At 44.5% G+C, this 24,271-nt stretch carries 25 protein-coding genes; 17 read left to right on the forward strand and 8 right to left on the reverse strand.

Annotated features, from left to right (window positions below; translation table 11 throughout):
• Positions 1–125: 125 nt before the first annotated feature.
• Positions 126–1,772, forward strand: a complete 1,647-nt coding sequence (locus IPL83_17360; GenBank protein MBK9040893.1) for a S8 family serine peptidase — start codon at positions 126–128, stop codon at positions 1,770–1,772.
• Positions 1,773–1,817: 45 nt separating this feature from the next.
• Here IPL83_17360 and IPL83_17365 read toward each other — a convergent pair whose 3' ends face one another.
• Together IPL83_17365 and IPL83_17370 are read right to left on the reverse strand one after the other, a co-directional pair.
• Positions 1,818–2,702 (reverse strand): alpha/beta hydrolase, encoded by an 885-nt coding sequence (locus IPL83_17365; GenBank protein MBK9040894.1) that lies wholly within the window; start codon positions 2,700–2,702, stop codon positions 1,818–1,820.
• On the reverse strand, positions 2,686–3,495 hold the full coding sequence (locus IPL83_17370) for an FHA domain-containing protein (protein MBK9040895.1): 810 nt from the start codon (positions 3,493–3,495) through the stop codon (positions 2,686–2,688). The genes IPL83_17365 and IPL83_17370 overlap by 17 nt, the downstream gene beginning before the upstream one ends.
• A 203-nt stretch (positions 3,496–3,698) precedes the next feature.
• On the opposite strand from IPL83_17370, the gene rpsF reads away from it, so the two are divergent.
• From rpsF to IPL83_17390, 4 genes are all read left to right on the forward strand, one after another.
• Complete coding sequence (gene rpsF, locus IPL83_17375; GenBank protein ID MBK9040896.1) at positions 3,699–4,118, forward strand: 30S ribosomal protein S6; 420 nt, start codon at positions 3,699–3,701, stop codon at positions 4,116–4,118.
• Positions 4,119–4,224: 106 nt separating this feature from the next.
• The gene (locus tag IPL83_17380; protein ID MBK9040897.1) at positions 4,225–4,590 is read left to right on the forward strand and encodes a hypothetical protein; all 366 of its coding nucleotides are present in this window, start codon (positions 4,225–4,227) and stop codon (positions 4,588–4,590) included.
• A 17-nt stretch (positions 4,591–4,607) separates the two neighbouring features.
• Positions 4,608–5,054 carry a DUF2232 domain-containing protein gene (locus IPL83_17385; protein ID MBK9040898.1) on the forward strand — a complete coding sequence of 149 codons (447 nt, stop codon included), beginning with the start codon at positions 4,608–4,610 and terminating at the stop codon, positions 5,052–5,054.
• 15 nt (positions 5,055–5,069) lie between these two features.
• Positions 5,070–5,513, forward strand: coding sequence for a 50S ribosomal protein L9 (locus IPL83_17390; GenBank protein ID MBK9040899.1), 444 nt, complete (start codon positions 5,070–5,072; stop codon positions 5,511–5,513).
• Between the two features lie 41 nt (positions 5,514–5,554).
• On the opposite strand, the gene IPL83_17395 is transcribed toward IPL83_17390, so the two are convergent.
• The 4 genes from IPL83_17395 to IPL83_17410 form a co-directional block, all read right to left on the reverse strand.
• Entirely contained in the window at positions 5,555–5,749 is a 195-nt protein-coding gene (locus IPL83_17395; protein ID MBK9040900.1) for a hypothetical protein, read from the reverse strand.
• Between the two features lie 128 nt (positions 5,750–5,877).
• On the reverse strand, positions 5,878–7,341 hold the full coding sequence (gene dnaB, locus IPL83_17400; protein ID MBK9040901.1) for a replicative DNA helicase: 1,464 nt from the start codon (positions 7,339–7,341) through the stop codon (positions 5,878–5,880).
• Positions 7,342–7,513: 172 nt separating this feature from the next.
• Complete coding sequence (locus tag IPL83_17405; GenBank protein MBK9040902.1) at positions 7,514–7,825, reverse strand: site-specific DNA inversion stimulation factor; 312 nt, start codon at positions 7,823–7,825, stop codon at positions 7,514–7,516.
• Between the two features lie 58 nt (positions 7,826–7,883).
• Positions 7,884–8,531, reverse strand: coding sequence for a radical SAM protein (locus tag IPL83_17410; protein ID MBK9040903.1), 648 nt, complete (start codon positions 8,529–8,531; stop codon positions 7,884–7,886).
• A gap of 147 nt (positions 8,532–8,678) precedes the next feature.
• Here IPL83_17410 and IPL83_17415 point away from each other — a divergent pair, with 147 nt between their 5' ends.
• The 10 genes from IPL83_17415 to IPL83_17460 all read left to right on the forward strand — a co-directional run bounded on the left by IPL83_17415 (position 8,679) and on the right by IPL83_17460 (position 18,502).
• The gene (locus tag IPL83_17415) at positions 8,679–11,114 is read left to right on the forward strand and encodes a DNA translocase FtsK (protein MBK9040904.1); all 2,436 of its coding nucleotides are present in this window, start codon (positions 8,679–8,681) and stop codon (positions 11,112–11,114) included.
• A 220-nt stretch (positions 11,115–11,334) separates the two neighbouring features.
• Positions 11,335–11,805 (forward strand): hypothetical protein, encoded by a 471-nt coding sequence (locus IPL83_17420; protein ID MBK9040905.1) that lies wholly within the window; start codon positions 11,335–11,337, stop codon positions 11,803–11,805.
• Positions 11,802–12,680: a tetratricopeptide repeat protein gene (locus IPL83_17425; protein ID MBK9040906.1), complete on the forward strand. Its 879-nt coding sequence runs from the start codon at positions 11,802–11,804 to the stop codon at positions 12,678–12,680. The genes IPL83_17420 and IPL83_17425 overlap by 4 nt, the downstream gene beginning before the upstream one ends.
• Positions 12,677–12,904 carry a hypothetical protein gene (locus IPL83_17430; GenBank protein MBK9040907.1) on the forward strand — a complete coding sequence of 76 codons (228 nt, stop codon included), beginning with the start codon at positions 12,677–12,679 and terminating at the stop codon, positions 12,902–12,904. The genes IPL83_17425 and IPL83_17430 overlap by 4 nt, the downstream gene beginning before the upstream one ends.
• Positions 12,891–13,775: a 4-hydroxy-tetrahydrodipicolinate synthase gene (locus tag IPL83_17435; GenBank protein ID MBK9040908.1), complete on the forward strand. Its 885-nt coding sequence runs from the start codon at positions 12,891–12,893 to the stop codon at positions 13,773–13,775. The genes IPL83_17430 and IPL83_17435 overlap by 14 nt, the downstream gene beginning before the upstream one ends.
• Positions 13,775–14,473, forward strand: a complete 699-nt coding sequence (locus tag IPL83_17440; protein ID MBK9040909.1) for a 4-hydroxy-tetrahydrodipicolinate reductase — start codon at positions 13,775–13,777, stop codon at positions 14,471–14,473. The genes IPL83_17435 and IPL83_17440 overlap by 1 nt, the downstream gene beginning before the upstream one ends.
• A gap of 62 nt (positions 14,474–14,535) precedes the next feature.
• Positions 14,536–15,003 carry a 2-amino-4-hydroxy-6-hydroxymethyldihydropteridine diphosphokinase gene (locus tag IPL83_17445; protein ID MBK9040910.1) on the forward strand — a complete coding sequence of 156 codons (468 nt, stop codon included), beginning with the start codon at positions 14,536–14,538 and terminating at the stop codon, positions 15,001–15,003.
• A gap of 52 nt (positions 15,004–15,055) precedes the next feature.
• Positions 15,056–15,697, forward strand: coding sequence for a fructose-6-phosphate aldolase (gene fsa, locus IPL83_17450; GenBank protein ID MBK9040911.1), 642 nt, complete (start codon positions 15,056–15,058; stop codon positions 15,695–15,697).
• A 13-nt stretch (positions 15,698–15,710) separates the two neighbouring features.
• Entirely contained in the window at positions 15,711–16,151 is a 441-nt protein-coding gene (locus tag IPL83_17455) for a hypothetical protein (protein MBK9040912.1), read from the forward strand.
• A 59-nt stretch (positions 16,152–16,210) separates the two neighbouring features.
• Entirely contained in the window at positions 16,211–18,502 is a 2,292-nt protein-coding gene (locus IPL83_17460; protein ID MBK9040913.1) for a hypothetical protein, read from the forward strand.
• On the opposite strand, the gene IPL83_17465 is transcribed toward IPL83_17460, so the two are convergent.
• Positions 18,499–20,085, reverse strand: a complete 1,587-nt coding sequence (locus IPL83_17465; GenBank protein ID MBK9040914.1) for a lytic transglycosylase domain-containing protein — start codon at positions 20,083–20,085, stop codon at positions 18,499–18,501. The two genes, IPL83_17460 and IPL83_17465, sit on opposite strands and share 4 nt — an antisense overlap.
• A 161-nt stretch (positions 20,086–20,246) precedes the next feature.
• Here IPL83_17465 and IPL83_17470 point away from each other — a divergent pair, with 161 nt between their 5' ends.
• Together IPL83_17470 and IPL83_17475 are read left to right on the forward strand one after the other, a co-directional pair.
• Positions 20,247–21,707: a metallophosphoesterase gene (locus IPL83_17470; GenBank protein ID MBK9040915.1), complete on the forward strand. Its 1,461-nt coding sequence runs from the start codon at positions 20,247–20,249 to the stop codon at positions 21,705–21,707.
• 186 nt (positions 21,708–21,893) lie between these two features.
• Complete coding sequence (locus tag IPL83_17475) at positions 21,894–22,088, forward strand: hypothetical protein (protein ID MBK9040916.1); 195 nt, start codon at positions 21,894–21,896, stop codon at positions 22,086–22,088.
• A gap of 23 nt (positions 22,089–22,111) precedes the next feature.
• On the opposite strand, the gene ligA is transcribed toward IPL83_17475, so the two are convergent.
• Positions 22,112–24,256, reverse strand: a complete 2,145-nt coding sequence (ligA, locus tag IPL83_17480) for an NAD-dependent DNA ligase LigA (protein ID MBK9040917.1) — start codon at positions 24,254–24,256, stop codon at positions 22,112–22,114.
• Between the last annotated feature and the right edge of the window lie 15 nt (positions 24,257–24,271).

The raw sequence follows: 24,271 nt of genomic DNA on the forward strand, positions 1-24,271 counted from the left end.
ATTGGGATGCTGAAGGAAGAAGCTTATTCGTTATCGAAACAGCATTTGGTACCATTTTGGAACTTGATCCTGAATAAGTGCGCCAGAATAGAGACCGTCGGAAAAAATTTAGCAGGGAGATCTAGATGCTCAATCATGGAAGATTGCTGCACAGTACTAAGCTTTTGGCTTTCCTTTTGTGTTTGAATTTAGTTTGCACATTGGCACTTGCAGAAGGGGACGTTCCCGCGGTACCCGGAGAATTTTTGGTTAAATTAAAAACGGGAAATAGCAGAAAATTGCCACCAAGTGTTCTGGGGAAAATGTTGGGTGGACTCGTTCGCTATTTGTCTTCACAATCCGGTTCCGTATTGGTGAGAAGACCTGCTATCGAAATAGCTTCTTCAGCCCTTCAAAAATTGTCTGAAAGCCCTTTTGTTGAATATGCGGAGCCAAACTATATATATAAAATAAATCGGCTTCCGAATGATCCTGAGCTATCAAAACTATGGGGATTGATCAACGTGGGACAGCCCGATTCTGCAGGCTCGGAGGGGATATTCGGTGTCGATATTGGCGTTGAAAGTGCCTGGAATTTGTCAGTTGGTTCCTCCGCCGTTGTGGTTGCGGTGATCGATACCGGAGTAGATGAAACTCTGCCTGATCTGAGTCCCAATATGTGGGTGAATGCACAGGAACAAGATGGCGTGGCAGGTGTAGATGATGACAATAATGGATTCGTGGATGATGTCCATGGATATGATTTTGCGAACAAAGATGGTAGTCCCAGAGATGATCATGGCCATGGCTCCCATTGTTCTGGAACTATTGGGGCCAAAGGAAATGATAATTTGGGGATTGTGGGCGTAGCGTGGAATGTGAAGATCATGGCAGTGAAGTTTCTTGGAGCCGATGGGTCTGGAAATTTAGCAGATGCTGTTGAATCCATTGATTATGCGACCGCCATGGGCGCAAATATTATGAATAATTCATGGGGTGGTGGAGGCTACAGCAAAGCTCTTGAGGAAGCAATTCAGCGCTCTGAGAGAGCGGGTGTACTTTTTGTCGCAGCAGCTGGCAATTCATCTTTAAATAGCGATGTGAAACCTTCCTACCCTGCGAGTTATACTGTGGGAAATATTATTTCAGTCGCTGCCGTGGACAACAAAGGAGAACTGGCAGAATTCTCTAATTGGGGCAAAGCTTCAGTCCATGTGGCTGCGCCTGGAGTGAATATCTTTAGCACAACACCATCTGGTTATGAATCTTGGTCCGGAACCTCTATGGCAGCACCCCATGTCTCAGGGGTTGCGGCTCTCCTTTTGGCTTCAGACATGGGCTTGAATGGCATTGAACTCAAAAGGAGATTGATTTCATTTGCCAAACCAAGCCGCCGGTTGAGAAATAAAGTCATATCTGGAATGGTAAATGCTTATCATGCTATTACCCAAACCCCTCATCAGCCAGATGCGGAGGACCCGTTTAACTGGATGCAGGAGTCGTATTCAATATCTTCCCCTCATCCTTATACAGATAACTACACTGAGACATGGAAAATCAGCCACCCTGGCGCAAGTAAGATAGCTGTTCTATTTTCAAAATTTGAAACTGAATTAAACTATGATGTGGTGACGTTTAGCGATCTAAATGGAACAATTGTCGGTTCATGGTCAGGAGACAATGAAGACACCTTCTCCCCAGTGGTCAACGGAGACACAATGATAATAACAATAAAGAGTGATAACAGCGTTGGTAAGTATGGATTTGATATCAAAGCAATAGCCTTTAAATAATGAATCCATTTTCAATGTTTCATTGAAGGCTTGATCTTTTTAGGGTTATTTTGCAAAGTGACCGTTTTCTTTCAAAAACTTATCAATCCTGAGGTTTACAAATTCTGGCATATCCAACTGTGTGCAATGAGAACCGTAGGGAACAACTAAAAGTTGGCTATTGCAAATTCGACGGTGCATTTCTTCTTGGAATTTCAACGGAGTTACGGTGTCTTTACTTCCAGCAATAATTAAAACTGGGCAGGTGATTCTCTCAAGAATTGGTAGGCCGTCAAACTTCATCATTTGTTCAAAGATAGTGATAAATGAGTCGAGATCCATTGAAGCGATACCACGAACATAGATCTCGATATCCTTCAAGCTCGTCAAGCTTAAGTTGAATCCACCTGCAAGAGTCAAAGCCTGAATGGCCATGGGATTGTTAATGGCTCGTTTCCATATATAGGATATAGTTTCTGGCAAAGTTTTATAACCGGCCTTAAAGAAAGTGAATACGGAGCTAGCTAAATCGTTGCCAAACATCCCTTTGATTGGGTCGGTCACAAAGCCGTTTATAAAAATCATGTTGGCTATGGATTCTGGGAACATGTCGTAGGCCCGAGTAATTACCTGCGCTCCAAAGCTGTGACCCCAGAGGCTCGCCTGTTCTATTTCCAGGTGATCGAGGAGGCCTCGAATGTCTCTGGCCATCCCGTCTACGTTAAGATCCTTACGGTCGGCGGGAGTATCGGATAAATGGTGAGCTCGGTAATCAAAAGTAATTGTTTGGTAGCTTCTGGAGAAATATTTAATTTGGTGTTGCCAGTGGTTGATGAGGCAACCGATCCCGTAGGCAAGAATCAAAGGTTTGCCGCTGCCGCGAACCTCAAAATAGATTCGAGTTCCGTCAAAGCTTTTGAAATAGCCGGTACTTTTACTGAATTTTTTCATCGAAGCCCATCTTAATCTGACAGTCGAATATAGAGATCATATCTCCAGATTTCAAGTGTGCATTGGCTATGGGTTTGTTATTTAGCAAAACGATATTGGGGTGATGGGTTTTAAATGTAGGACCTTGAGGCGTGGGCCATATTTCAAAGCAAAGACCTGGAGCGCCCGTTTCGAGAATAGGCATATCAAAGGACTCAGCCCCAGCGGTTCGAGGTCCGTACCCCAGGTACCAGGTCGTATCGAATTGGAGTCCCCGCACAAAAGTGAGTATGAGGGGGGGACTAAAGGGTACAAGAAGCTTTGGGCGATTTTTGATTCTATTTTTCTTAGATTTGAGAAATTCAACTGCTATCTCATTCCACTTGAGCTGTTTGTTCTCTTCTGCGGCTTTGGGCTGGACTTTGATTTTAGAGATTGCGTGAAATTCGCCTTCTCCTCTTTCGCGGCCAGACTTCTCGTTTAGGTTGGAGAGAGGCTCTTGTGAGTTCTTTAGGATATTTTCAGTTGTGTAGATTTGAACCTCAAGCAGAGAACTTCCGAGCTGGATGCGCAAGCCTGGATTGAGCTTAATAGACCCGACCTTTTGACCATCTATCTTGATACCGTTCGTGGATCCAAGGTCAATGAGAGTCAAACCTCCTTGATTGTCCCTCTCCACCCGAGCGTGTTTACTTGAGACCTTTAGATCAGAAAGGACGATGTCTCCCTCCAAACGGCCGACAGTGACTCCTGGTTGGATGGGGAAAAGCCGCCCCTTGGCCGGGCCTGTTAAAACAAAAAATGCAAGCTCCATGACTTAATATAATCCAAGTAACTAGAAATATTAATAAATTTCGATATTTTCAGGTCCGAAGTTGAGGAGAGGGAGCTCTTGTCGTTGGGCATCAAGCATGTTAGAGATGGTCACCGTAGTTTTTACTCATCATCCTTGCTCTCGTAATTGGACGAGGGCCATTAACCGAAAGGATATCTTAAGTGACGGTTACTCAGGAAAATATTTTGAAGAAGTATGAAGGTGTTGTGATTCTTCACCCGGATTGCACCGAATTAGAACAAAAGGCCATTTTGAAGAAAAATGCAGGAACAATCGCAAGTTTTCGAGGAAAAATAAATCACCTCGATACGTGGGGAAAGCGTCGTTTGGCCAATCAAATAAAGAAGAATACGATGGGCATTTATTTTCATACGACATTTGAAGCGGATGGGGATGTTATTGCTGAACTCGAGCGAACGATGAAAATCAATGAGAGAGTGTTGCGATTCATGCATCTGCGATTGGATGATCGCGAGAATCTAACGAAATATTTAGAGCGCTACAGAGATGCCTTACAAGAGACGGCCAATCGCGAAAAAGAGCGAGAGGTAAAAATTCAGCAACGTAAGGCAGCCGGGACTCAACGGAGAGAGCGTTTTTAAGTAAGCGAGCTGAGAATTCACCTGATTTATTTTATAAGGAGAGAAAGTGGCTCTATCTAGGAGGATGATCTTTAGGTCCTCTTTTTTGGCGTTGTGGGCGGTTGTCATGACAACTATTACAGTTGTTTTGGGGGCGCCTCCACTCAGGGTGTTACGCTTAGTAATGGGCCGTTTTTTGTTTTGGATTTTAACCGTTGGCTTGAGTCTCGTTATGTTTGGCCTGGGTTGGAAGCCAATTGCCATCGTTTTTCTTCTTTTAACGATTCTGGTGGGTTTTTATAGCGAGTTGCTAGAGAGCAGGTGGAGCCCGCTTTCAAGTGCAGCGGTGGCGGTCTCGCTCACGAGTATTATAGGGAGTCTATGTTTTGTTTTTTGGACTTTGAGGGTTGGAAAAGGTTGGTATCTTTTATTGCTCGAGTCCGTTAAATCAAAATTTGAAGGCGTGTCTCTATTTAGGGGGATTTCAACTTAGGAGTTGAAGACGTTCTGTTGCAGGCTCCTTCGGGGGTTGTCGTTCTCTTGCTGCTCGCTTCAGCTCTACTTTTGGTGACTGAACCGCGTATAAGGGAATGGGCTGGCAAAGGGGAAGAATCGGAACTTGCATATCTAAAGCATTTTCGTCTTCCAGATGTCTTTGTTTGGGTTGTTATTGTTTCCCTTCTAGGGAGTTTTTTGAAGTCAGACTTCAAATGGATTCAGGTTCTTGCTATCAACTTCCTGAATGTTTGCGTGCTTCTCTATTTTTTTCAGGGGTTGGCCGTATTTACGTCACTCTTTGATAAAATGAAGCTGTCAGCATTTTGGAGGGTCATATGGACGATCCTGTTGATTTTGCAACTCTTCATCATAGTTAGTGTGGTGGGATTAATTGATTATTGGATGGATTTTCGTAATAGATTTGAAAAGCGAACAAAGCAAATTAATAAGACTCTTTGAGAGATGGAGATTAGCATGAAAGTCATCTTACAAAAAGATGTGAAAGATCTGGGAAAAATTGGCGATCTGGTTTCTGTAAAAAATGGTTTCGCGAGAAACTTTCTTTTTCCTCGTAGGCTCGCCATAGAGGCTACAGAGAAGCGCGAAAAGGAATGGGCGCATCTCAGCAAGGTTGCAGAAATAAAGAAGAAAAAGGCAAAGACTGAGAGACAAGAAGTAGTCAATAAACTTCAGGGAATAACTGTCACCTTTAAGCGCGCGGCAGGAGAAACTGAAAAGCTGTTTGGAAGTGTCACAACTTTAGAAATTTCAACGGAACTCGAAAAGAGTGGAATTGAAGTGGATAAAAAGGACATCCATGTTGAAGAGCAGATTCGAGTGCTAGGACAGCACAAAGCAGTCGTGAAACTTGGCGATGGTTTGGAAGCTGAGATTTCTATTAACGTCGAGCGCGAATAGGCATAGGTCTGTTAAAAAACTGATATAATGTGAGCGGGGTTTTATCGAGAAGTGTTTCTGGCTTCTGTTAGTATGTCTTGAAGATAGTCGGCCAAAACTTCTCGGAGCTCGTCGAGCGTTAATTGATCAAGCGGATAGTGTTCTTTTTGTACTAATTTATTCAATTCAGAAAGGATGAGGTTGTTGGGAAGTCCAGTGGCTTCGGCTATTGCTTCCAGAAGCTCAGAACCTTTCACGTGAAAGCCCTCCCACAAAACATCATTAGAACAAGGCCGTGGTCAATCGAGCAAGGAAGGACAGGTAATCGTGAGGAGTTCTGGACGCTAATCCAGCAGGAATTAGTAAGAGCTACTTGATTATTGTGCTAAGCACTTCCACCAGGGGCGTAGTTTCTTGGCTTTCCACCTTCTCCTGAATGTGGGGAGCGGGGATTAAATGAACCACGCGAGCCGCCCTCCCTGCCCTGATTTGGTTCGTCAGGAGTTGGAGGCATTGGTCCTCTGGCTCTCTCTTCGAAACTGCGAAATTCTCCAAACTCAGGTTTCCACAGGAGCTTTACGGTGTCGGTGGGTCCGTTACGCTGCTTTGCAATAATGACTTCTGCGACACCCCGAATATCAGAATTGTCCTTTTCATAATACTCCTCGCGATAAAGCATCATAATGACATCGGCATCCTGTTCAATGGATCCTGACTCCCGGAGATCGGAAAGCAGAGGTCGTCTGTTTTGTCGCGCCTCGACCCCACGATTCAATTGAGCCAATGCAATGACTGGGATTTTCAGTTCCTTTGCGATAGCTTTGAGAGTTTTGGAAATTTCAGAAACTTCGCGCTCGCGATTGTCCACCTTTGCCTTAAGACTCATGAGTTGGAGGTAATCAATGATAATCATGTCGATTCCCTGGCGGGCTTTCAGACGCCTGCATTTTGAGAGAATCTCAAAAGGACTAATTCCCGACGAATCATCGATAAATAAACTAGATTCACTTATTTGGGCCGCAGCATTGATCAGCTTTGGCCATCCATCGTCTGCGATGTGAGCAACCCGCAGATCACTCATCGATATGCGGGCAACGGTAGAAAGAAGACGCATCATGACTGATTCAGAACTCATCTCCACCGAAAAAAAAGCGACCTTCTTTTTGTTGTGAATCGCGGCGTAAGTTGCCAAATTCAAGCAAAAAGCAGTTTTTCCCATCGAGGGTCGAGCGGCGATGATACACAACTCTCCCGGTTGAAATCCGCTGGTGAGATCGTCTAACTCAGGCCAACCAGAGGACACACCTGTTACACTCAAGTTTTTTCCGTAAAGGCCTTCTAATCTTTCTAAACTGCCCTTAACAATTTCGTTGGCTTGCACAAGGCCCGTGCTCTGCTTCTCTTGGGCAAGAGCAAAAACCTCGGATTCCAAATTATTGATAAAGGCCGGTAAATCTTCAAAGTCCTGATCAAATGCTTTCTGAACAAACTGTTGGTTGAGCTGAATAATCTTTCTCAAAAGAGCCTTGTCATGAACAATTTTTGCCCAATTTCCTATATTGACAGAAGTGGGAGTCTGTTCAATCAATTCAGCAAGGTAAGGAATTCCGCCGACAGACTCCAGATCTCCTCTGTCGTTTAGCCAATTGCCAACGGTAACCAAATCCGTCGGCAAATTTTTTCGGTTCATTTCTTTGAGGCAGGCATAAATTCGCCTGTGACTTGGTTTGTAGAAGTCAGTCTCAGACACAATTTCACAAACTTCATCCCAGACGGGAGGGTCCAAAAGCAAGCCACCAAGAATGGCTTGTTCTGCTTCCATATTTTGTGGGGGAATCTTTTTATCAATCACTTCAGTAAATTCCTTTTTCTGAAAGAGATCTAGCATTCAAAAACGGAATGGAAAATAAAAACAACATGACCTCGACCCTACCGAAGATTCGACTATTTTCTGTTTTAACATCAAGGTGCGGGCCAAATTCAGGCTGCTATTTTTAACAGGACCCGCTGGTGCTCGTACATTAAGTTTCCGAATGTTTTATACTTCTAATTCTAATCTTGTAAGTATCAATCTTTTTCTTGAGAGTGTTGCGGTTTATGCCAAGCATTTTTGCAGTACGGACTTGATTGCCAGAATTAGCACGTAACGCTTCCTCCAGAAGAGGTTTTTCAACCTGTTCCAGGTAAATTCTGTAGAAGTCATTCAGCTCGATTTGAGCATCTCGTTGCTGAGCAAAAAATACTTCAAGTTTGCTCTTTACTAATCTTTCAAGACTTACAGACTGAAGATTGGCCACGAACAAATGATTTGAACTATTGAGGTTCGGTGCCATGCGAATCCCCACCCCCCCGGTTAACCCGAAACAATAAAAAAAGCAGAACAAGCTCCAGCTAGACACCGCGCTCTGCATCCCTCCAGATATACTTATGCAATTGCAATTGCAACCGCGCACTTGATTTCTCAAAAAGAATTTTATTTGCAAGCCATTTTTCTGAGACTTTTCCATATGATGGGCTGTATAAAACGCGCGATCCCATCGACAGGCCAGTTCTGCGTATAAATCTCTCAGCCCATTCAAAATCTTCGTCTGAACAGATAACAAATTTGAATTCAGAATTGACGTCTTCCAGCAACTGAAGATTTTCTGAGCAGAAGGCCTGAGGCTCGCCACTATCGGGAGTCTTGACATCAATAATTTTCTTAACGCGTTCATCAACATTCAAGCAGCTCAAGTCCCCGCTTGTTTCAAGGGACACAATATAACCCAAATCACACAACTTCCTCATGAGCCCTAAGGAATTTTTTTGCAAAAGAGGTTCGCCCCCAGTGACGCAGACATGGCGGGTTTGAAAGGACTTCACCTGGGCAATGATTATGTCCATTCCCATCAGCTTGCCCTCGTTGTAGGCATATTGAGTATCACAGTAAGAGCAGCGCAAATGGCAGCCAGACGTACGAATGAAAACGGTTGGCCATCCGACGAGCGAAGATTCACCCTGAATACTGAAAAATATCTCATTGATCTTTAAATCGTCCATTTGTTCAACTTCTCTCTATAGAGCTGGACGAAAGGACAGTCAGAGCGGAGTGATAAACCAGCTTGATAGTCTCCCCTTTTCATTCTCCTCAATCGAAAAGTCAAATCCAGACTGGCAAGCCAGAAAAATATGCCATAAGCTATTGGAATGAATCATTTATTTAACAAATTTAGGGGTGATATTCTGGGACTCGTGTGGCTGGCTATGGGCGTATTTGTGGCCCTTGCGTTGATGAGCTATCACCCCATGGATCCCTCCTTTAACTCAACCGGGAGCGTTCATAGAGTAGCCAACTATTGCGGCTACTTTGGGTCTTTCATGGCTGATATTTTTTATCAGTGTTTAGGTGCTTCTGCATGGCTGATCGTGATTTCTTTTTTTCGAATTTCATGGATTTGCTTTTTGAATCGAGAAAGAAGCTTTAATGGCAGCCGCTGGGTTTGGTCGATCCTCCTGTTCGCTACAAGCTGCTCATTGATAGGGCTCTATTTTCCAAATACACGAATGTTTGCTCAACAAATTCCTGCTGCTGGCTTGGTAGGAATGATGGTTTCAAAAGGCTTGGTAAGGATATTCAACTTTGCTGGAGTTGCAGTCATTCTGTGGACAGCAACTGTCGTTCTACTGATTTTTTATTCCGAACAAACATTGAAGGATTTATTTTTTCTTCCATCGGCTTTTCTGAAACTTATTGCTACGAAATCAAGAAAGAAAATAAAGGGCTTACTAAGTTTGGAATTCTTGCCCTCGTTTCGTGAGTCCCATACAGTCGGAGAGTCAGTAGATACCAAGATATTTTTGAAGGGAGAAAAAAAACATCCGGAAAGGGTAGGAAGATCGCTCTTTGCAATAAAAAATGAGAGCGGAAAATCCGCGGCGCCTTTGACTCAGAAATTGCCTATGAAATCATTCGCAACAGAAAAACCAAAAAACCTTGATAACTCTCTTTTTCCCACAAAACTAGGGGAAAACCAGACGGAAGAGCCTGCATTGTCTGGTTTTTTAGTCAATAGAACAACAAATATGACAAAGAGACACAATGTTGGTGTTTCCAAAAGAGCCATTGAACGAGTTGAGAATTGGTCTCTCCCAAATTTGTCGATATTGGCAGATCCTCCTCCAGGGAGAAATCTTTTGGATGAAAAAGAAGTCAAAATCAAAGCAAAGATCTTGATTGATAAACTTGGACAGTTTTCAATACGCGGAAACGTCGTTGGAATAAAGCCAGGTCCGGCCATTACGATGTTTGAATTTAAGCCTGCTGCCGACGTCAAAATCAGCAAAATAACAGATTTGGCGGACGATTTATCCTTGGCATTAAGCAGTGAATCAGTCCGTATCATTGCTCCTATACCAGGTCGTGACGTCGTCGGAATTGAAACATCGAATCCCCATCGTGAAACAGTGTTTCTTAAAGACATTTTGATGCAAGAGGAATTTTGGGATGAAGAAATGAAATTGCCGATCGCTTTGGGTCGCCAGGCTGACGGTGAACCAAAAGTAGTGGATCTTAGAAAAATGCCACACATGCTTGTGGCTGGCTCGACGGGTTCTGGGAAGTCTGTGTTTGTGGTAGGGTTCTTGGCGGGTCTCTTGTTTCGTCATTCACCTAAAACGCTGCGACTCATTTTGGTTGATCCAAAGCAAGTAGATTTAGCTGCTTTTAGCCACTGCCCTCACCTCATAATGCCTCCCATTCGAGAGCCTCAAAAAGCCGTTGGAGCACTTAAATGGGCTATTCGGGAAATGGAAAAAAGATATCGATCGATGTCGAAATTTGGCGCTCGAGGTCTTGAGGCGTTTAATGAAATAGTGAGTAAATTGAGTGGGCCAGAGTTAGCGCAACATGAGAAATTTCAGTCGGAATTAACTGGGGCAGCCAGACTCGATGATTATTATTATGAGGCTCAACCCTATCTGGTTATTGTTGTGGAGGAGTTTGGAGATTTAATGGCCGTTGATAAGTCCAATGTTGAGAATTCCGTTGTGCGTTTGGCTCAAATGGCTCGGGCTTGCGGTATTCATCTTATCCTAGCCATGCAGAGTCCTCGTCGTGATGTTGTGACGGGACTGATAAAAACAAACATTCCGGGCAGGGTGAGCTTCAAAGTTGCAAGTAAAATGGATTCTCGAATTATTCTCGATGAAAGTGGTGCGGAAAGACTTCTGACAAGAGGAGACATGCTCTATTTAGCTCCTGGAGTAGCAAAACCCGAGCGTCATCATGGGGCCTACGTCAGTGAGGCTGAGCTGACTCAGCTCACCGAACATTGGGCAACTCAGAGTGAGCCCGTATTTGATCCATTGGCAATGAAAATTCTTGAGGGCAATGGTGGCGGATATGATTTATCTGACGAGCTTGGTGGAAACCAAGGCACGGAGTCCGAGTTTGATGATCGCTATGATGAAATTTTGGCTTATGTTGCGGGATTAAAAGAAATTAGTGCCTCTCTCATTCAACGAAGATTTAGAATTGGCTACCCACGCGCGGCCCGCCTCATTGAGATGTTCGAGGCCGAAGGAGTTATAGGGCCTTCGAGTGGCAGCAAGCCGCGTCAAGTTCTAGTTGGTCCCATATCTTGAAGGCGGGAGCCTCGCCTTTGGTCTGGCTCCACAGATACCAGTGTGGGTGTATAGCTGCTTGCTCTCACAGGCAAACCTATGATTCGATAGCTCTACAAACTCAAGGAGGATTTAAATGAGAAGTCTATTGGTCAGCGCAATGTTAATGATCGGGATTCACGCGAATGCAAACCTCATCGACACGCCTATTTTTACGTACGGCGAACTTCAGCAAAATTTAATGAGTGATGCCGAACCGATGGGATTGCCTTGGAAGACGGGAGAAAAGGCTAACTACAATATCGATATGGGTTTTATTAAGGGAACGGCCGTCATGACAGTTCGTGAAGAGACGACGGTTGGATTTTGGCTTGATCAAGATATGGATCTCGGATTCATGGGAAAGCAAAAAGTTGAAATCTACATCGATAAGCAGACGGGAAAGATCTTGGAATTAAGAGTTAATGGAAAGAAACAGCAACCACCCGAGCCAGGCCAGACCGAAGTTGAGGAAACAAAACAGGACAGAGTAACCGTTCCAGCGGGAACTTTTGATTGCATCTACGCTCGCATTAAGGATATAAGCAAAAACGAAACTTCTGAGGCGTGGATCAACCCTTCAATCGTTCCAATTATGGGCCTGATCAAGCAAGTAGCACCCGGTGCGATGGGTGAGGTAAAATTGGAGCTAACTAGTTTTGATAAAAAATGATGACTAGAGTTTTTATTGTTTTTTTGACGGCGAGGCTTATTTGGCTCGCCGTTTTAGTTTCAATTGATAGGAGCGCGATCGCTCTGAACCTCGGAGAAGGCCTTTCAGTAAAGCAGATGGTTGATCAAACTCGTGCGATGTCTCTTCGGGGAGAACGTTTTCAAGCTCAGAACCAGCTCGTTTTCGCACTCAATAATTCAAAGATTTCTATGAGAGAGAGGGCGATTGTCAAAGTGGCTTTGAACGAGCTTTCAAGACAATTTTTCAGCGACAGGGCCTTGGCAATCTTTGAATTGGGAGAATCCAACCTCTATGCCAAAAGAAACAGAGAAGCCCTGGAAAGATATCGAGAAGCACAGGACCTGGAGCCAGAAAATACAACTATTTTTTCAGCAAGGGTAAGGGCTCTCTTGGCACAGGGAGACTGTGCTGAAGCCGAGAAGTTAGCAGCACAGTCCATAGCTTTGCAGCCCTATGATGAATTGGTGAAACTCATTCAACTGAGATCACAAATTTGTACGGGGCAGAGCACTCTGTTCCAAAAAAGATGGGATTCGGAACTGAGTGACTTGGAAAAAAATTATGGACAAGCTGTTGCGTGGTTCAGAATTTTAGCTGCACACCATAGATCAAAGCTTTCGATTAAGTCCTTACGTCAGATATCTGTGGAACATCCAGACTTTCCCGAGCCACGTTACTATCTGTTTCTTCAGGCAACGGATCCTCACGAGAAGAGGATGCGAGGGGAAGAATATGTGAGCCTATGTAAAAAGAGTGACCATTTGGTGCGCCGACGATTTATCTATGAGCCTCAAATGTGCGAGCATGTTCAGACCGTAGAGGATATTCTTGCCAAGGGAGACCCGAACAGATGAGTCCATTTCAAGGTCTGCCCTTTTTGATCTTTGCAATATTGTCTGCCTGCATTTTTGGATGTGGGGTCAAGGGCGATCCGCTTCCTCCAGAGAGGCCTGTGGAGTTGGGAAGAGGGAAACCGTCCTATATTCGAGCAACAGAGGGAATGAATTACCCCGGCTTGTCTCCTATAAATAGGGAAAAAAATCAGTCTGAAGAGGAGGAAGAAGATGAAACCCGATAGTTTTTGTGGGGTTGTGACGGCTTTGGTGACACCTTTTAAGAACGGAGCAGTGGATTTTTCTTCTTTAAGAAAGATTGTTCATCATCAAATTAAAAATGGAATATTCAAATTTATAGTGAATGGGACGACTGCAGAAAGTCCAACTCTCGATCATCATGAGGTGAAAGAAATTTATCGATTTGTGAGAAATGAGGTTGGTGAAAAATCCATCATTGTCGTGGGGACTGGTTCCAATTGCACACGTAAAACGATTGAATTTTCGAAGGAGGCCGAATCCTGGGGTGCGGATGGCTTGCTCGTCGTAACACCCTATTATAACAAGCCACCGCAAGAAGGACTTGTTGCACATTTTTCAGCTGTGGCTCAAGCGGTTAGTATTCCTCTCATTCTTTATAATGTGCCGAGCAGGACAATTACGGCGATGACCTTGGAAACAGTGAGTTCCTTATCCAAAATAGAAAATATTATTGGAGTGAAGGAAGCCAGCGGAGATATTGAATTGGGTCGCCAAATTTTGAAAAAGTGCGCAAAGGGTTTTTTTGTTACATCGGGCGATGATTTTTCCTGTTTGGAGTTAGCGGTAGAGGGTGGAAGGGGAGTTATCTCAGTTGTTTCTCATCTTATTCCGGCAGAATTAATAGCGATGATGAATGCTGCCGTTGAAGGTGATACCAGAGTTAAAGAGAGTTTTTTGAAATATTCTGGACTATTAAAGGCACTTTACTCAGAAAGCAATCCAATCGGAGTAAAAATGGCCCTTTTTAAAATGGGAATCATTGAGTCTCCTGAAATGAGACTTCCCTTGGTAGCCATGAGTTCGCCTGCAACCGCAGATCTTGTTGAAGAGATGAAAAACTTGGGGTTGGTTTGATGTCTAAGAAAAAAGTTTTAGTTACTGGTTCACGAGGGAGAATGGGCCAGGAAATTCTCTCCTTGTTGAAGGAAAATAGTCTTTTGGAGCTAGGCTATGAATTGGACAGACAAACGGATAAATCGTGCTTTCCTCCGCTTCTGGATGTTGACGTTGTGATTGATTTTTCGTCTTTGGAATTATTCAGGGAAGGCCTCTCGTGGTCAGTTCAAAATGGGGTGCCTTTTGTCAGTGGTACCACCGGACTTAGCGCTCAAGATTATCGAGAACTTGATAGAGCTGCTTGTTCTATTCCGGTTCTATGGTCCGCAAATATGAGTCTTGGTGTAAATGTTCTTCTTGAATTATTGGGAAAGATGCGAGCATTGAGTGCCTATGATTTTCAGGTAGAGGAATTTCATCACAATAAAAAACTTGATAAACCGAGTGGAACGGCTGTCATGATTCAGGACAAGCTAGAGAAAACCTTAGGCAGAAAAGTGCCCGAGCCTTTGTCGGGAAGAGGCGGCGGAATATTTGGTATTCACAAGGTTTGGGTCATGGCTGAGGAAGAACTTTTGGTATTTGAACATACCGCCCTGAATCGGCGAATTTTTGCGCGAGGAGCAATAAGTTGTGCCTCCTGGTTGCTAAATCAGAAGGCTGGTTTGTATGGGGTTAGCGATATGTTGGGATTGCGGGAAACGGCAGGAAAATGATTGAGGAACTTCATCGAGCATTACTAGGGATAAGGGTGTTTTCCTCAGAGGGCTCCCTCTTGATGCAGAAGATCGTCGTGGAGTTAAGGACTGAGGCCGAGGTTTTGTCGTCCTCATCAATTTACAGGGTTTCGGGTGAAATCAATCACCCTGATCATGTCCATGAACTTAAGCGCGTGGAAAAATTTGATGGTTTAGCCGCTGTTCTTTTGGCATCTACGACGCAGGAGCCTAAGGCTCTGCTGAACTTTTTGCGGGAAATCGAAGTCAAATACCGCAGTGAAGTTTTACGGAGAAGTGTGAGTCTCAATTTACTGGCATTTGATGACGAGGCCGTCATGACTCCTGAACTCACTTTGCCTCATCCCGAACTTCATCGCCGCCCAGAATTTGTTTTGCTGTCAGCTGAGGTTTGGGGAGACTATTTTCATCCGGTCTTGAGGGAAAACCTCTACACTTTAACGCGAAAGTTTCATGACGAACAATGGGGCAGGTTTTACGCACAAGGGAAAACCCTTCTTGATTTTTGAATTAAGGAGCCTTAAATGTTAGCCCAATGAATCGCTTCTGAAGGAGAATGGAATGAAATTTTTTATTGATACTGCAATGATTGATGAAATTCGAGAGGCGAATAAGCGTGGTCTCGTTGATGGAGTCACGACAAATCCCACCTTGGTCGCAAAGACCGGTAAGCCACACAGCGTGGTTATCAGGGAGATCTGTCAGGAGGTCGATGGATTGGTGTCGGCTGAGGTCCTTTCTCTTGAGGCAAATGAGATGTACAGAGAAGGAGTTGAGCTAGCCAAGATTCATGACAATGTCGTTGTGAAAGTGCCAATGTGCGATGAGGGATTGATCGCAGTTAGACGCTTCGCGGCGGAAGGAATTAAGACAAATGTAACTCTGGTTTTTTCGCCTTTGCAAGCCTTACTTGTGGCTAAGGCGGGGGCAACTTTGGTTTCTCCGTTTGTGGGCAGACTTGACGATGTCAGCCAGGATGGAATGGAGCTTATCGGCCAGATGAGGCAAATCTTTCAGAACTATAGTTTTGATACGCAGATATTAGTAGCTAGTATACGTCATCCTATTCATATTTTTGAATCAGCGATGATCGGTGCTGATATTGTCACAGTGCCTTTCAAGGTTATCCAGCAACTGACGAAACATCCACTTACGGACAAGGGAATTGAGCAGTTTTTGAAGGATGCGAAAGGTATAGCGTAAACGATTGAATATAATGCGGCTGACCCTATCTTTTGTCTTTTGCGTCCTCCTGAGTTGCACTCACGGAGGACTTCGTCTCGATGAGTTGGATCAACCGCTGGCTGATATTGAAAGGGCGGTGCTTGATTCTTTGCCGGTTGGGAAAAGAGAGGTCAGTCTCAATGGCCGCGAGTTTTTTTCAGACTATTTTGTGGTTGTTGAAAAGAAGGCCAGAGCTGCTGGGCGTACGAATGTAAGATATTATGCCCACGTTTATGTCCTTGGGGACCGGCGTCCCTACTCGGTTGAGGGAGTTATTAGAAAGCAGGTTCGTGAATCTTCGACGCTAGGCCCAGAGTATGAAGAGGCGGGAGTCGATGACTATCTGACAGTCGTCTTGGTAAAAAAAATTAAGGCCGCGCTCTCTAAAGGTCGAGTGGATCGTAATGTAATTGACGATTTTCGAGTATTTTAAGATAATTAACTCTCAGTACCTTAATCTTCGTGGTGGCGTCAGCTCGGGATTGTGTAAAGGTGAAAAAAAGAGGATTTCGAAAGAATCAGCCCATTTGGCCAATTTTCCTGATGGTGGCCTTATGCATTCAATTATGGTCCCAAAAGCTTTCCTATATTGATTTTCGTTCGATGCCAAATTCCTCATTGGTGATTGGGCAAGCAAAGATTTCGCCGGCCTGGGCTGCATTTGAAGACAGTCGAAGTACCTGGGTGCAAACAGAAGACAATTTGTCAGTGCCGAAAGAGAAAGGAATACTGATCTCTTCTGGAACAAGAACACTGACGTACGAGCAGTTATCAGTTGAGATCAATAGGCCGCCCCACAGTTCAAAAGAAAAGAAGCCATCGAGATTGCCAAAAGATCCTCAGATCACTCTTCTTAATGGCATTGTTATCAGCCAAAAGGATGTTTTGATCGACTCAGATTCAAGGCCAAGAGTTCAAATTTCGAGCATAGATTTAGATGCTTCGCCGATGCTGAAGATCGCAGAAGGGGGCGGGCGTGGAGATTCATTTCTCACCAGGATGGGTCAAGGATATCTGTCCCCAGCCCCAGCCATTGAAGAAATGTCGGACCTGCAGAAAAAAGCTCAGGAGCTTGTTTCGGGCGAGCTGAAGCGCCGCGAAGAGGAGAGTCAGCGCCCTCGGCTTGTGCCAACAGAATCGGGCGGTGCAATAATAGTTGCCAAATCATCTGACTCAGACAATGGGAACACGTCAAGCTTTTGGATGTCTCCAAGTGAAAGACGTGGGCATGATTTGGCCAAACAACCCCTCAAGCCTGATCCCGGCGAGCCCGTATTGGCTGCGGTAACTCTGTTGACCCCTGATCTTGCGGAGAGAAATCAGAACTTCCTTCTGTCTGGTCGGTTCAATCTTTCTGGTGGGCTTGCTTATGTAGCGGGAGCGATGCGATTTGAATTGGTGCATTACTTGTATGACGTGCCTGTGGCTCAGGGCGTGATATGGGAGGACGAAGCAAAATTTGAAATTGCAGTCAAGGAGCTCAAAGGAGAATTGTCTCTTCGTCTTGTCGATCATGAGGGTCAGATTTTGGGGATTGGAACTCTTCAGCTTCATACTTTGAGTTTACCTCCAACAAATCAGATCAAGATCAGCAATATTAACATTCCTGTTATACCCGCTCCGCTCGGCGCAAAAATTGAGATTGTCTCAGCGTATTCGATTGGAACGGATGCACTGATTCCCTTACCCAAAGCAAAGGTTGAGATTCAGGGACTCAATAGAACTTACAATAGTGATCGGCGTGGACTAGTAGAGGACTCTGATTTTTTGCCTGGGTCTAGTTTTTTGCTTCGTGCTCGCTTGAAGAACTTTTGGGGAAGCCTCATGGTGGGTGCTAGCGGAGGGTCGCAGAGAATCCACTTGTTTCCGGTCAAAATGGTCGATGCGTTGTTGGGCCTGATAGCAAAAAATGAATTTGAGAGAAGAGATTTTCTGGAGAAGGCCATTGTGTGGGGTCGTGTGGTTCGAGACGGACAGCCCGTAGCGGGTGCAGTCGTTGAGTTTGCTGGCGATGCAGAGGTGGCTCCAGTCTATTTCAATTCTATTTATATCCCAGATTCAAATTTAATTGGAACCAGTAGCAATGGTCTTTTTGCATTTGTAGGAATCGATTCTGGAATTCAGTCTGTGCGAGCTCGAATTGGTGGTGTTCCTCACCCAGCCAGGATTATTCTTAGTGAAGGAAAATTTGTTTCAATTGTTGAATTAGAAACGGGAACTCCTGTTTCATCACTCATTAAAGTGACTTCTGCTCCGGAGCGAAAAAATCCAGCCTCGGCAGCTTTTTTGGTGATGGGCACAGAGAATGAACAGAGAGTAGAAAAGGAAACTATTCTGACCTTGCCCAGGAGCAATGACCTCACACTGGTTGAGGCAGATGGTGGAGAGGGAACTGAAATTGTGCGTCTTAACTTGGATGGAAGCAGGGCAGGAATTTCCGTTCCGATGATTCCGTCTCATTGGCTTGCTGATTTGGCTATAAAAAAGCGGATTAACCTAGAGGGAGAAAAAGGGGTTGTTGTCGGGTTCGTAAACAACAAGGACTTCGAAGTGTTTATTGACGACAAGGAACCCTATCTCCCTGAAAATAAGGTGTACTTTGATCGAGATGGACAAATATTGAGAGAAGGCCGGGGTAAGGCTGGAGGGGGCTTTGCCCTGTTCAATCTACCAACTGGGTTTCGATCAGTTGTTATTGTACCGAGTGGTTCGGATAGAGTATTGAGCCGCATTGTTGTGGCTGAACCGGCCGTCACTAACCTTATTCCAGAAATAACTCTCTAATTTTGGCCAACTTTGACGGAATTTGCTTTGGCTTGGGGAACAGAGTTCTCTTGGCCAACTTTTCTTTTGAGTTGGCTGCCAAATCCAGGAGGCAGGTGCAAATTAAAACCTCTCGGCAAAAGTGGATTGGACGCGGATGAGTTTCGAAGATCTAAGTTTAATTCAATGATGGCGTTAACTTCCAGTCCTGTTAGGGAGGCTATTCTTTTGAGACGAAGGGGATTCGCAATTTTTATGACTTCTCTTTCCAACAGATCGTCTTTAACTGCAAACGGAAAAATTTCATTGTGGTATTTTTCAGCGTAGAGCGCGGCCAAAAAGCAGGTATAGAAGTTCGAGGATGCAAACTTGAAACTTCCTCCGTGGTATTTGCGGATTATTGTCGCCAAATCTGAGGATTGTACTTTTCGCCGAGCCTTTAGAACTCCTCCGATGCCATGATTGTATCCTGTTACGGCGAGTGGCCAGCTCTTCAGTGCGTGAAAATAGCTGCGAAGGATTCGAGCTGCGGCGAGAGTCGCTTTGAGGGGAGAATTTCTTTCGTCAATATCACTGGATATGTTGAGGTAGGCTTTCCCTGTGCGAGGCATAATCTGCCAAATACCGCTTGCTCCGACCTTTGACTGGGCCTTGACATTAAAACTGCTCTCCACGAACGGAAGTCGCGTTAAATCGGCGGGAAGCCCCTGAGCAGAAAAAATTTCTTCCATATAAGGAATATAACGCTGACTCCAGCGCAGACCTGAAACAAAAAAATCCATCTGACCAAGTTGTGAGCGAACATTTTGAGCAGCGAAGCGAAATGCTGAAGATCTATTTCCAGGAAGCTCATTGATGGCATCAAACAATGCTTGCTCTGACGGCGAAAGATGTCCAAATGAATTTGTTTTAGAGAGGCGTCGGAGAAGATGAATGATTTGCGCCTTTTCTTGGGACACATATTTTTGAGCACGTTCGCGTCTGAGCCACAATGGACCTTTTCCTTTGGCAACAATTTCTCGCGTATCGATAACCTTAAATACAATCCATGGATATCTCATGTGATGAATGATATGAACATTGGAATCGTAGCGTGTGTAAACATCAAACCAAAATTGCGTGCGCTTAAAGAGACTCTCAGGAATGGTAAATTGAGCATCTACTCTATCTAACGGATCTTTGAGGGCATCAAGACGTTGAAATGGATTTGGATTTATCAGGGGGGAACTATTCTGTGAGCCAGTTTCGGAGAGATTGTGATCGGAAAGGAATTCCAACTCTCTGGGCCAAAGAGTAGAGTCCTTAAGAATCTGCGGATCAATTTCATTGTTCGAGTCGTTCTCCGCGAGACTTTCAGCTATCTCATTTTGAGATGGTAAAGGCGACTCAGATTTATCAAATATCTGCGCCCAACTGTCTTGGAGCCAATCAGCTCCAGTTTCAATTTGGAGGCGAATAAATGAGTTCTCAGGTAGATTTAGAAATAGGACGAAAAGGAGGGACAAGAAACCAATGAAAGAGAGAAAAAAAACTAAATAGGAAGCAATGAGAGTATGAACTTTTGGCCTGATCTTACTTTGGTTTTTGAGTGTAGACGACGACATGAGAGGCATACTGAGCAAGATTGGTGCCAAAAATAAATAAAAAACATCAATAATTTCAATATGTTGTGAATTGATGGTTTTGTAAGGGCCGAATTTTGTTAAACATACAGGCGCATTATTGAGCGCAGAGGCATGAAACGTCGATGAATTTGTATCGGAAAATGATTGAAGAGCTTCCGGATTTTAGTCAGGCTAAGTTTACCGCTGTGGTCAGCGATTTGCACCTTTGCGATGAAGAACCGCTCAATTCGAAATTTCCTCTTTGGAAGAAGTATAAAACACGACAATTTTTCTTTGATGAAGTCTTTCGTGATTTTCTTCAATCTATCGTACATCGTGCAGGAGGAGAACGCGTAGAGCTGGTACTCAACGGAGACATATTCGATTTTGACAGCGTGAACCATTTGCCAGATGAGCCACCCTACCGAATCACTTGGATTGAAGGGCAGCGTGGTCTTCATCCCCAGGCCGAGAAATCAATTTACAAGATTCAAAGGATTCTTGAGCACCATCGAGATTGGGTGTTGGCCCTGAACTGGTTTATCAACGCTGGGAACAGAGTCATTTTTGTGATTGGAAATCATGATCTAGAACTTCATTTTCCTTCAGTACAGGATGTAGTTATTCAAGCTCTTGGGCTAAATCCGAAGGATCAATCCAGTGTGCGTTTTGTGGAATGGTTTTATATTAGCAATGCGGATACCTTAATAGAACATGGCAATCAGTACGACCCTTATTGTTTGGCTCAAGATCCGGTGAATCCATTTATACTTCGATTGAATCGAGTGGAGATCAGAATTCCGTTTGGTAATCTTGCCACTCGCTACATGATTAACGGCATGGGTTTTTTTAACCCTCATGTTGATACGAATTTTATCATGTCCGCTAAAGAATACGTGCATTTCTTTTTTAAGTATGTCGTGCGTGCTCAACCGATGTTGCTTTGGACTTGGCTTTGGGGAGCAACGGTGACCTTATCTCAATCCTTTTGGGATCGTCTCATTCCCTCCATAATTGAACCTCTCACGGTTGAAGACAAAGTCGAACTCATCGCTGCCAAGGCCAACGCTACTTCACGAATGGTGAGAGAATTGCGTGAACTTTTTGCGACTCCGGCTGCGAGTACGCCAACGATCCTGATGCGGGAACTTTGGTTAGATCGAGCATTTTTGATTCTAATTGCCTTTTTTGTAATTTTCCAAATTATCCTTTCTATTAAGACTGTTTACTCCTTATCTTTTTTCTGGATGTTTATTCCTCTATCACTCTTTCTGCCCTTTTTCCTATTCTACTCACGTTCGATTACCTCCGAGGTTATCCAATACAAAGAGCCGAGCGAAAGAATTCTCAGCATGGCCAGTGTTATTACGAAGGCCAACCGTATCGTTTATGGGCACACTCATGTGGTTCGCCATGAAATCGTTGGCAACGTGGAGCACCTCAATTCTGGTACCTGGTCCCCTGCCTTCCTTGATGTGGAATGCGAACAGCCAATAGACCAAAAAACCTTTGTTTGGATATACCCTGGTTCTAAGGGACTCAAAAGGGAGGCCCGTGTCTACCAGTTCAAGGACGGCAAGCCCCATGAAGTATTTGGCACGGCCGGCAGACATCGACACTAAATAATGCTAAGCATTAGACGCGATTAGTTAAGTCAATAAATGCGAGAAAGAGCTGAAGCTAGGATCATTGTATTTGATCTTTTTCAAAATTTTTGACCAAAATGCTGTTTGGCGAGGCTGAGGGCGGTTATACTGGCCCCCATTTGTTATATTGGAACCAACTTAATTGAATAATTGGAGGCGTCCATGTCAGAAGTACTTGTTGTAACGAGCAAAGTAAAAAAATTCATCAAGGAAAATGGTGGTTGCAATACATCTTCGGAGACCATTGAGGTGTTAAGCGATGCCGTTAAGATTTTATGCCAAAAGGGCGTTGATCAGGCAAAAAAAGACGGACGGAAGACCGTCATGGCACGTGATATCAGTGTCGAACATGTTTGATTTTTGGTTTCGAGCCTAGTTTTCTAATTGGTAGGGCCCGATGGTAGAGCAGAGGGCCTATTTTTTTTAATGAGATCTTCGAATTCTCCCCATTCCAGAATTTTTATTCCTAGCTCCTTGGCTTTATCCAGTTTTGAACCCGGTTCAATTCCAGCTAGCACATAGTCTGTTTTTTTGGAGACTGAGGAGCCGCTCCTTCCTCCGAGTTCGGCGATCAAATCTTTAATTTCATCTCTTTCTTTTGGTAAAGTGCCAGTGATTACAATATTGAGGCCCGCCAATGGCTTTGATCCTTGCTCTTGTCCATGGCTTTGGTCGGACAAGACGGTGACCCCATTTTCAACAAGATGTTTGATCTCTTGCACAAAAGATCGGTCTGCCAGTGAATTGGCAATCGAGGCGGCAACTGTAGGTCCAACATCTTCGATTTCAAGGAGCGATTCGTAGTTGGACTTGAGGAAATTATCGAGTGATCCAAAACGATGGGCCAGATTTTTTGCTGTCTGCTCGCCGACAAAGCGAATCCCCAAGGCAAAGATGAATCTGGAAAGTCTTACTTTACGTGAAGCTTCAATATTCTGGATAAGCGTGGAAGCAGATTTTTCTCCCATACGCTCCAAGCCGATGAGAGACTCCTTGTTGAGTTTATAGAGATCAGAAAAACAGGTGACAATTCCTTTGTCGACGAGCTGATCTATCATTTTGTCGCCAAGCTTATCGATATTAACCGCGCGCCGCGAGGCAAAGTGTTTCAAAGACTCCTTTAAAATAGAGTCGCACAGACGGTTGGTGCAGCGACTGATGATTTCACCTTCGGGTTTTTGTACGGGATTTCCGCAGGAGGGACATGCTGCAGGCATGACAAAGGGCTTGCTATCTTTTTGGCGCCCTTCAGGAATCGATTTAACGATTTCTGGGATGACATCACCGGCGCGCTGAATAACGACCGTATCTCCAATGCGAACGTCTTTGCGGTCAATTTCCTGTTGGTTATGTAGAGTAGCATGAGAAACAGTCACGCCTCCAACCCTCACGGGCTTCAATATTGCCACTGGAGTGAGAGCCCCAGTGCGACCGACATTGACGACAATATCAAGCACCTTTGTTTGAGACTGCTCAGGTTTGAACTTGGCGGCAGTTGCCCAGCGAGGACTTCGGGCAATCAGTCCAAGTTCAGATTGCAATTTTAAGGAGTTAACCTTGATGACGACTCCGTCAATTTCAAACGGCAAATAGTGCCTTATTGAATCAATAAATTCGTAGTACTTTAAGGAGGCGCCAATATTTTCAAGGCGAATGGCCAAGGGATGGTGCAAAATATCTTGCCGCTTAGGGGTGAGTTTGAGCCCCTTCTCACGAAATTCAGATAGTCCTCCAGGAAATCTTGAAACCCCCAGAGTTGGCAGACCCCACTCAGCAAACTTGCCTACAATATCCTCCTGGCTTTTGAAATCGACTCCATTGATGGATCCTGTTCCGTAGGCATAGAAACGCAGACTGCGTCCAGCAGTTATTTTAGGGTCAAGTTGACGTACGCTACCAGCAGCGGCATTTCGCGGATTTGCAAATGGCTGAAGACCGTTCTCTTCTTGCCACTGATTTAGTTTTAAAAAATCGGCCTTATGCATGATCAGTTCACCTCTGATCTCAGCGAGGGAAGGGACATGGGGGGAGGGCCTCAGCCGCAAAGGGATTGTTTTGACGGTGAGGATGTTAGCGGTGACGTCCTCGCCAATCAGGCCATCACCTCGAGTCACAGCCGCACGCAAAATTCCGTTCTCATAGACGAGTTCAAGAGCAAGGCCGTCGAGCTTTGGTTCGCAAAAGTACTCGATATCTTTTGCGATTGAGAGCTGGGATTTAATTCGTTCATCAAAAGCGATAATCTCGTCGAGGGAATAAGTGTTCTGAAGGCTGAGCATTGGTTCGGAGTGCGAGCGCTTAATAAATTGCTTTGCAGGTGTCCCGCCGACCCGACGGGTGGGAGAATCCGGAGTCAGCAATTCGGGGTGATCGATCTCTAGCTGCTGAAGTTCACGAAAAAGATTATCGTATTCATAATCAGATATGATTGGTCGATCTAGAACGTAATAGGCATAATCATGCTGTTCGATTTGGTTACGAAGAGAAAGAATTCTTGAGGCGAAATTTTGCTTGAGAGAGTTCATTAATGGAAAATAGAG

This window comes from Bdellovibrionales bacterium (genome assembly GCA_016716765.1).
In the GTDB taxonomy this organism is placed as follows: Bacteria; Bdellovibrionota; Bdellovibrionia; order Bdellovibrionales; family UBA1609; genus JADJVA01.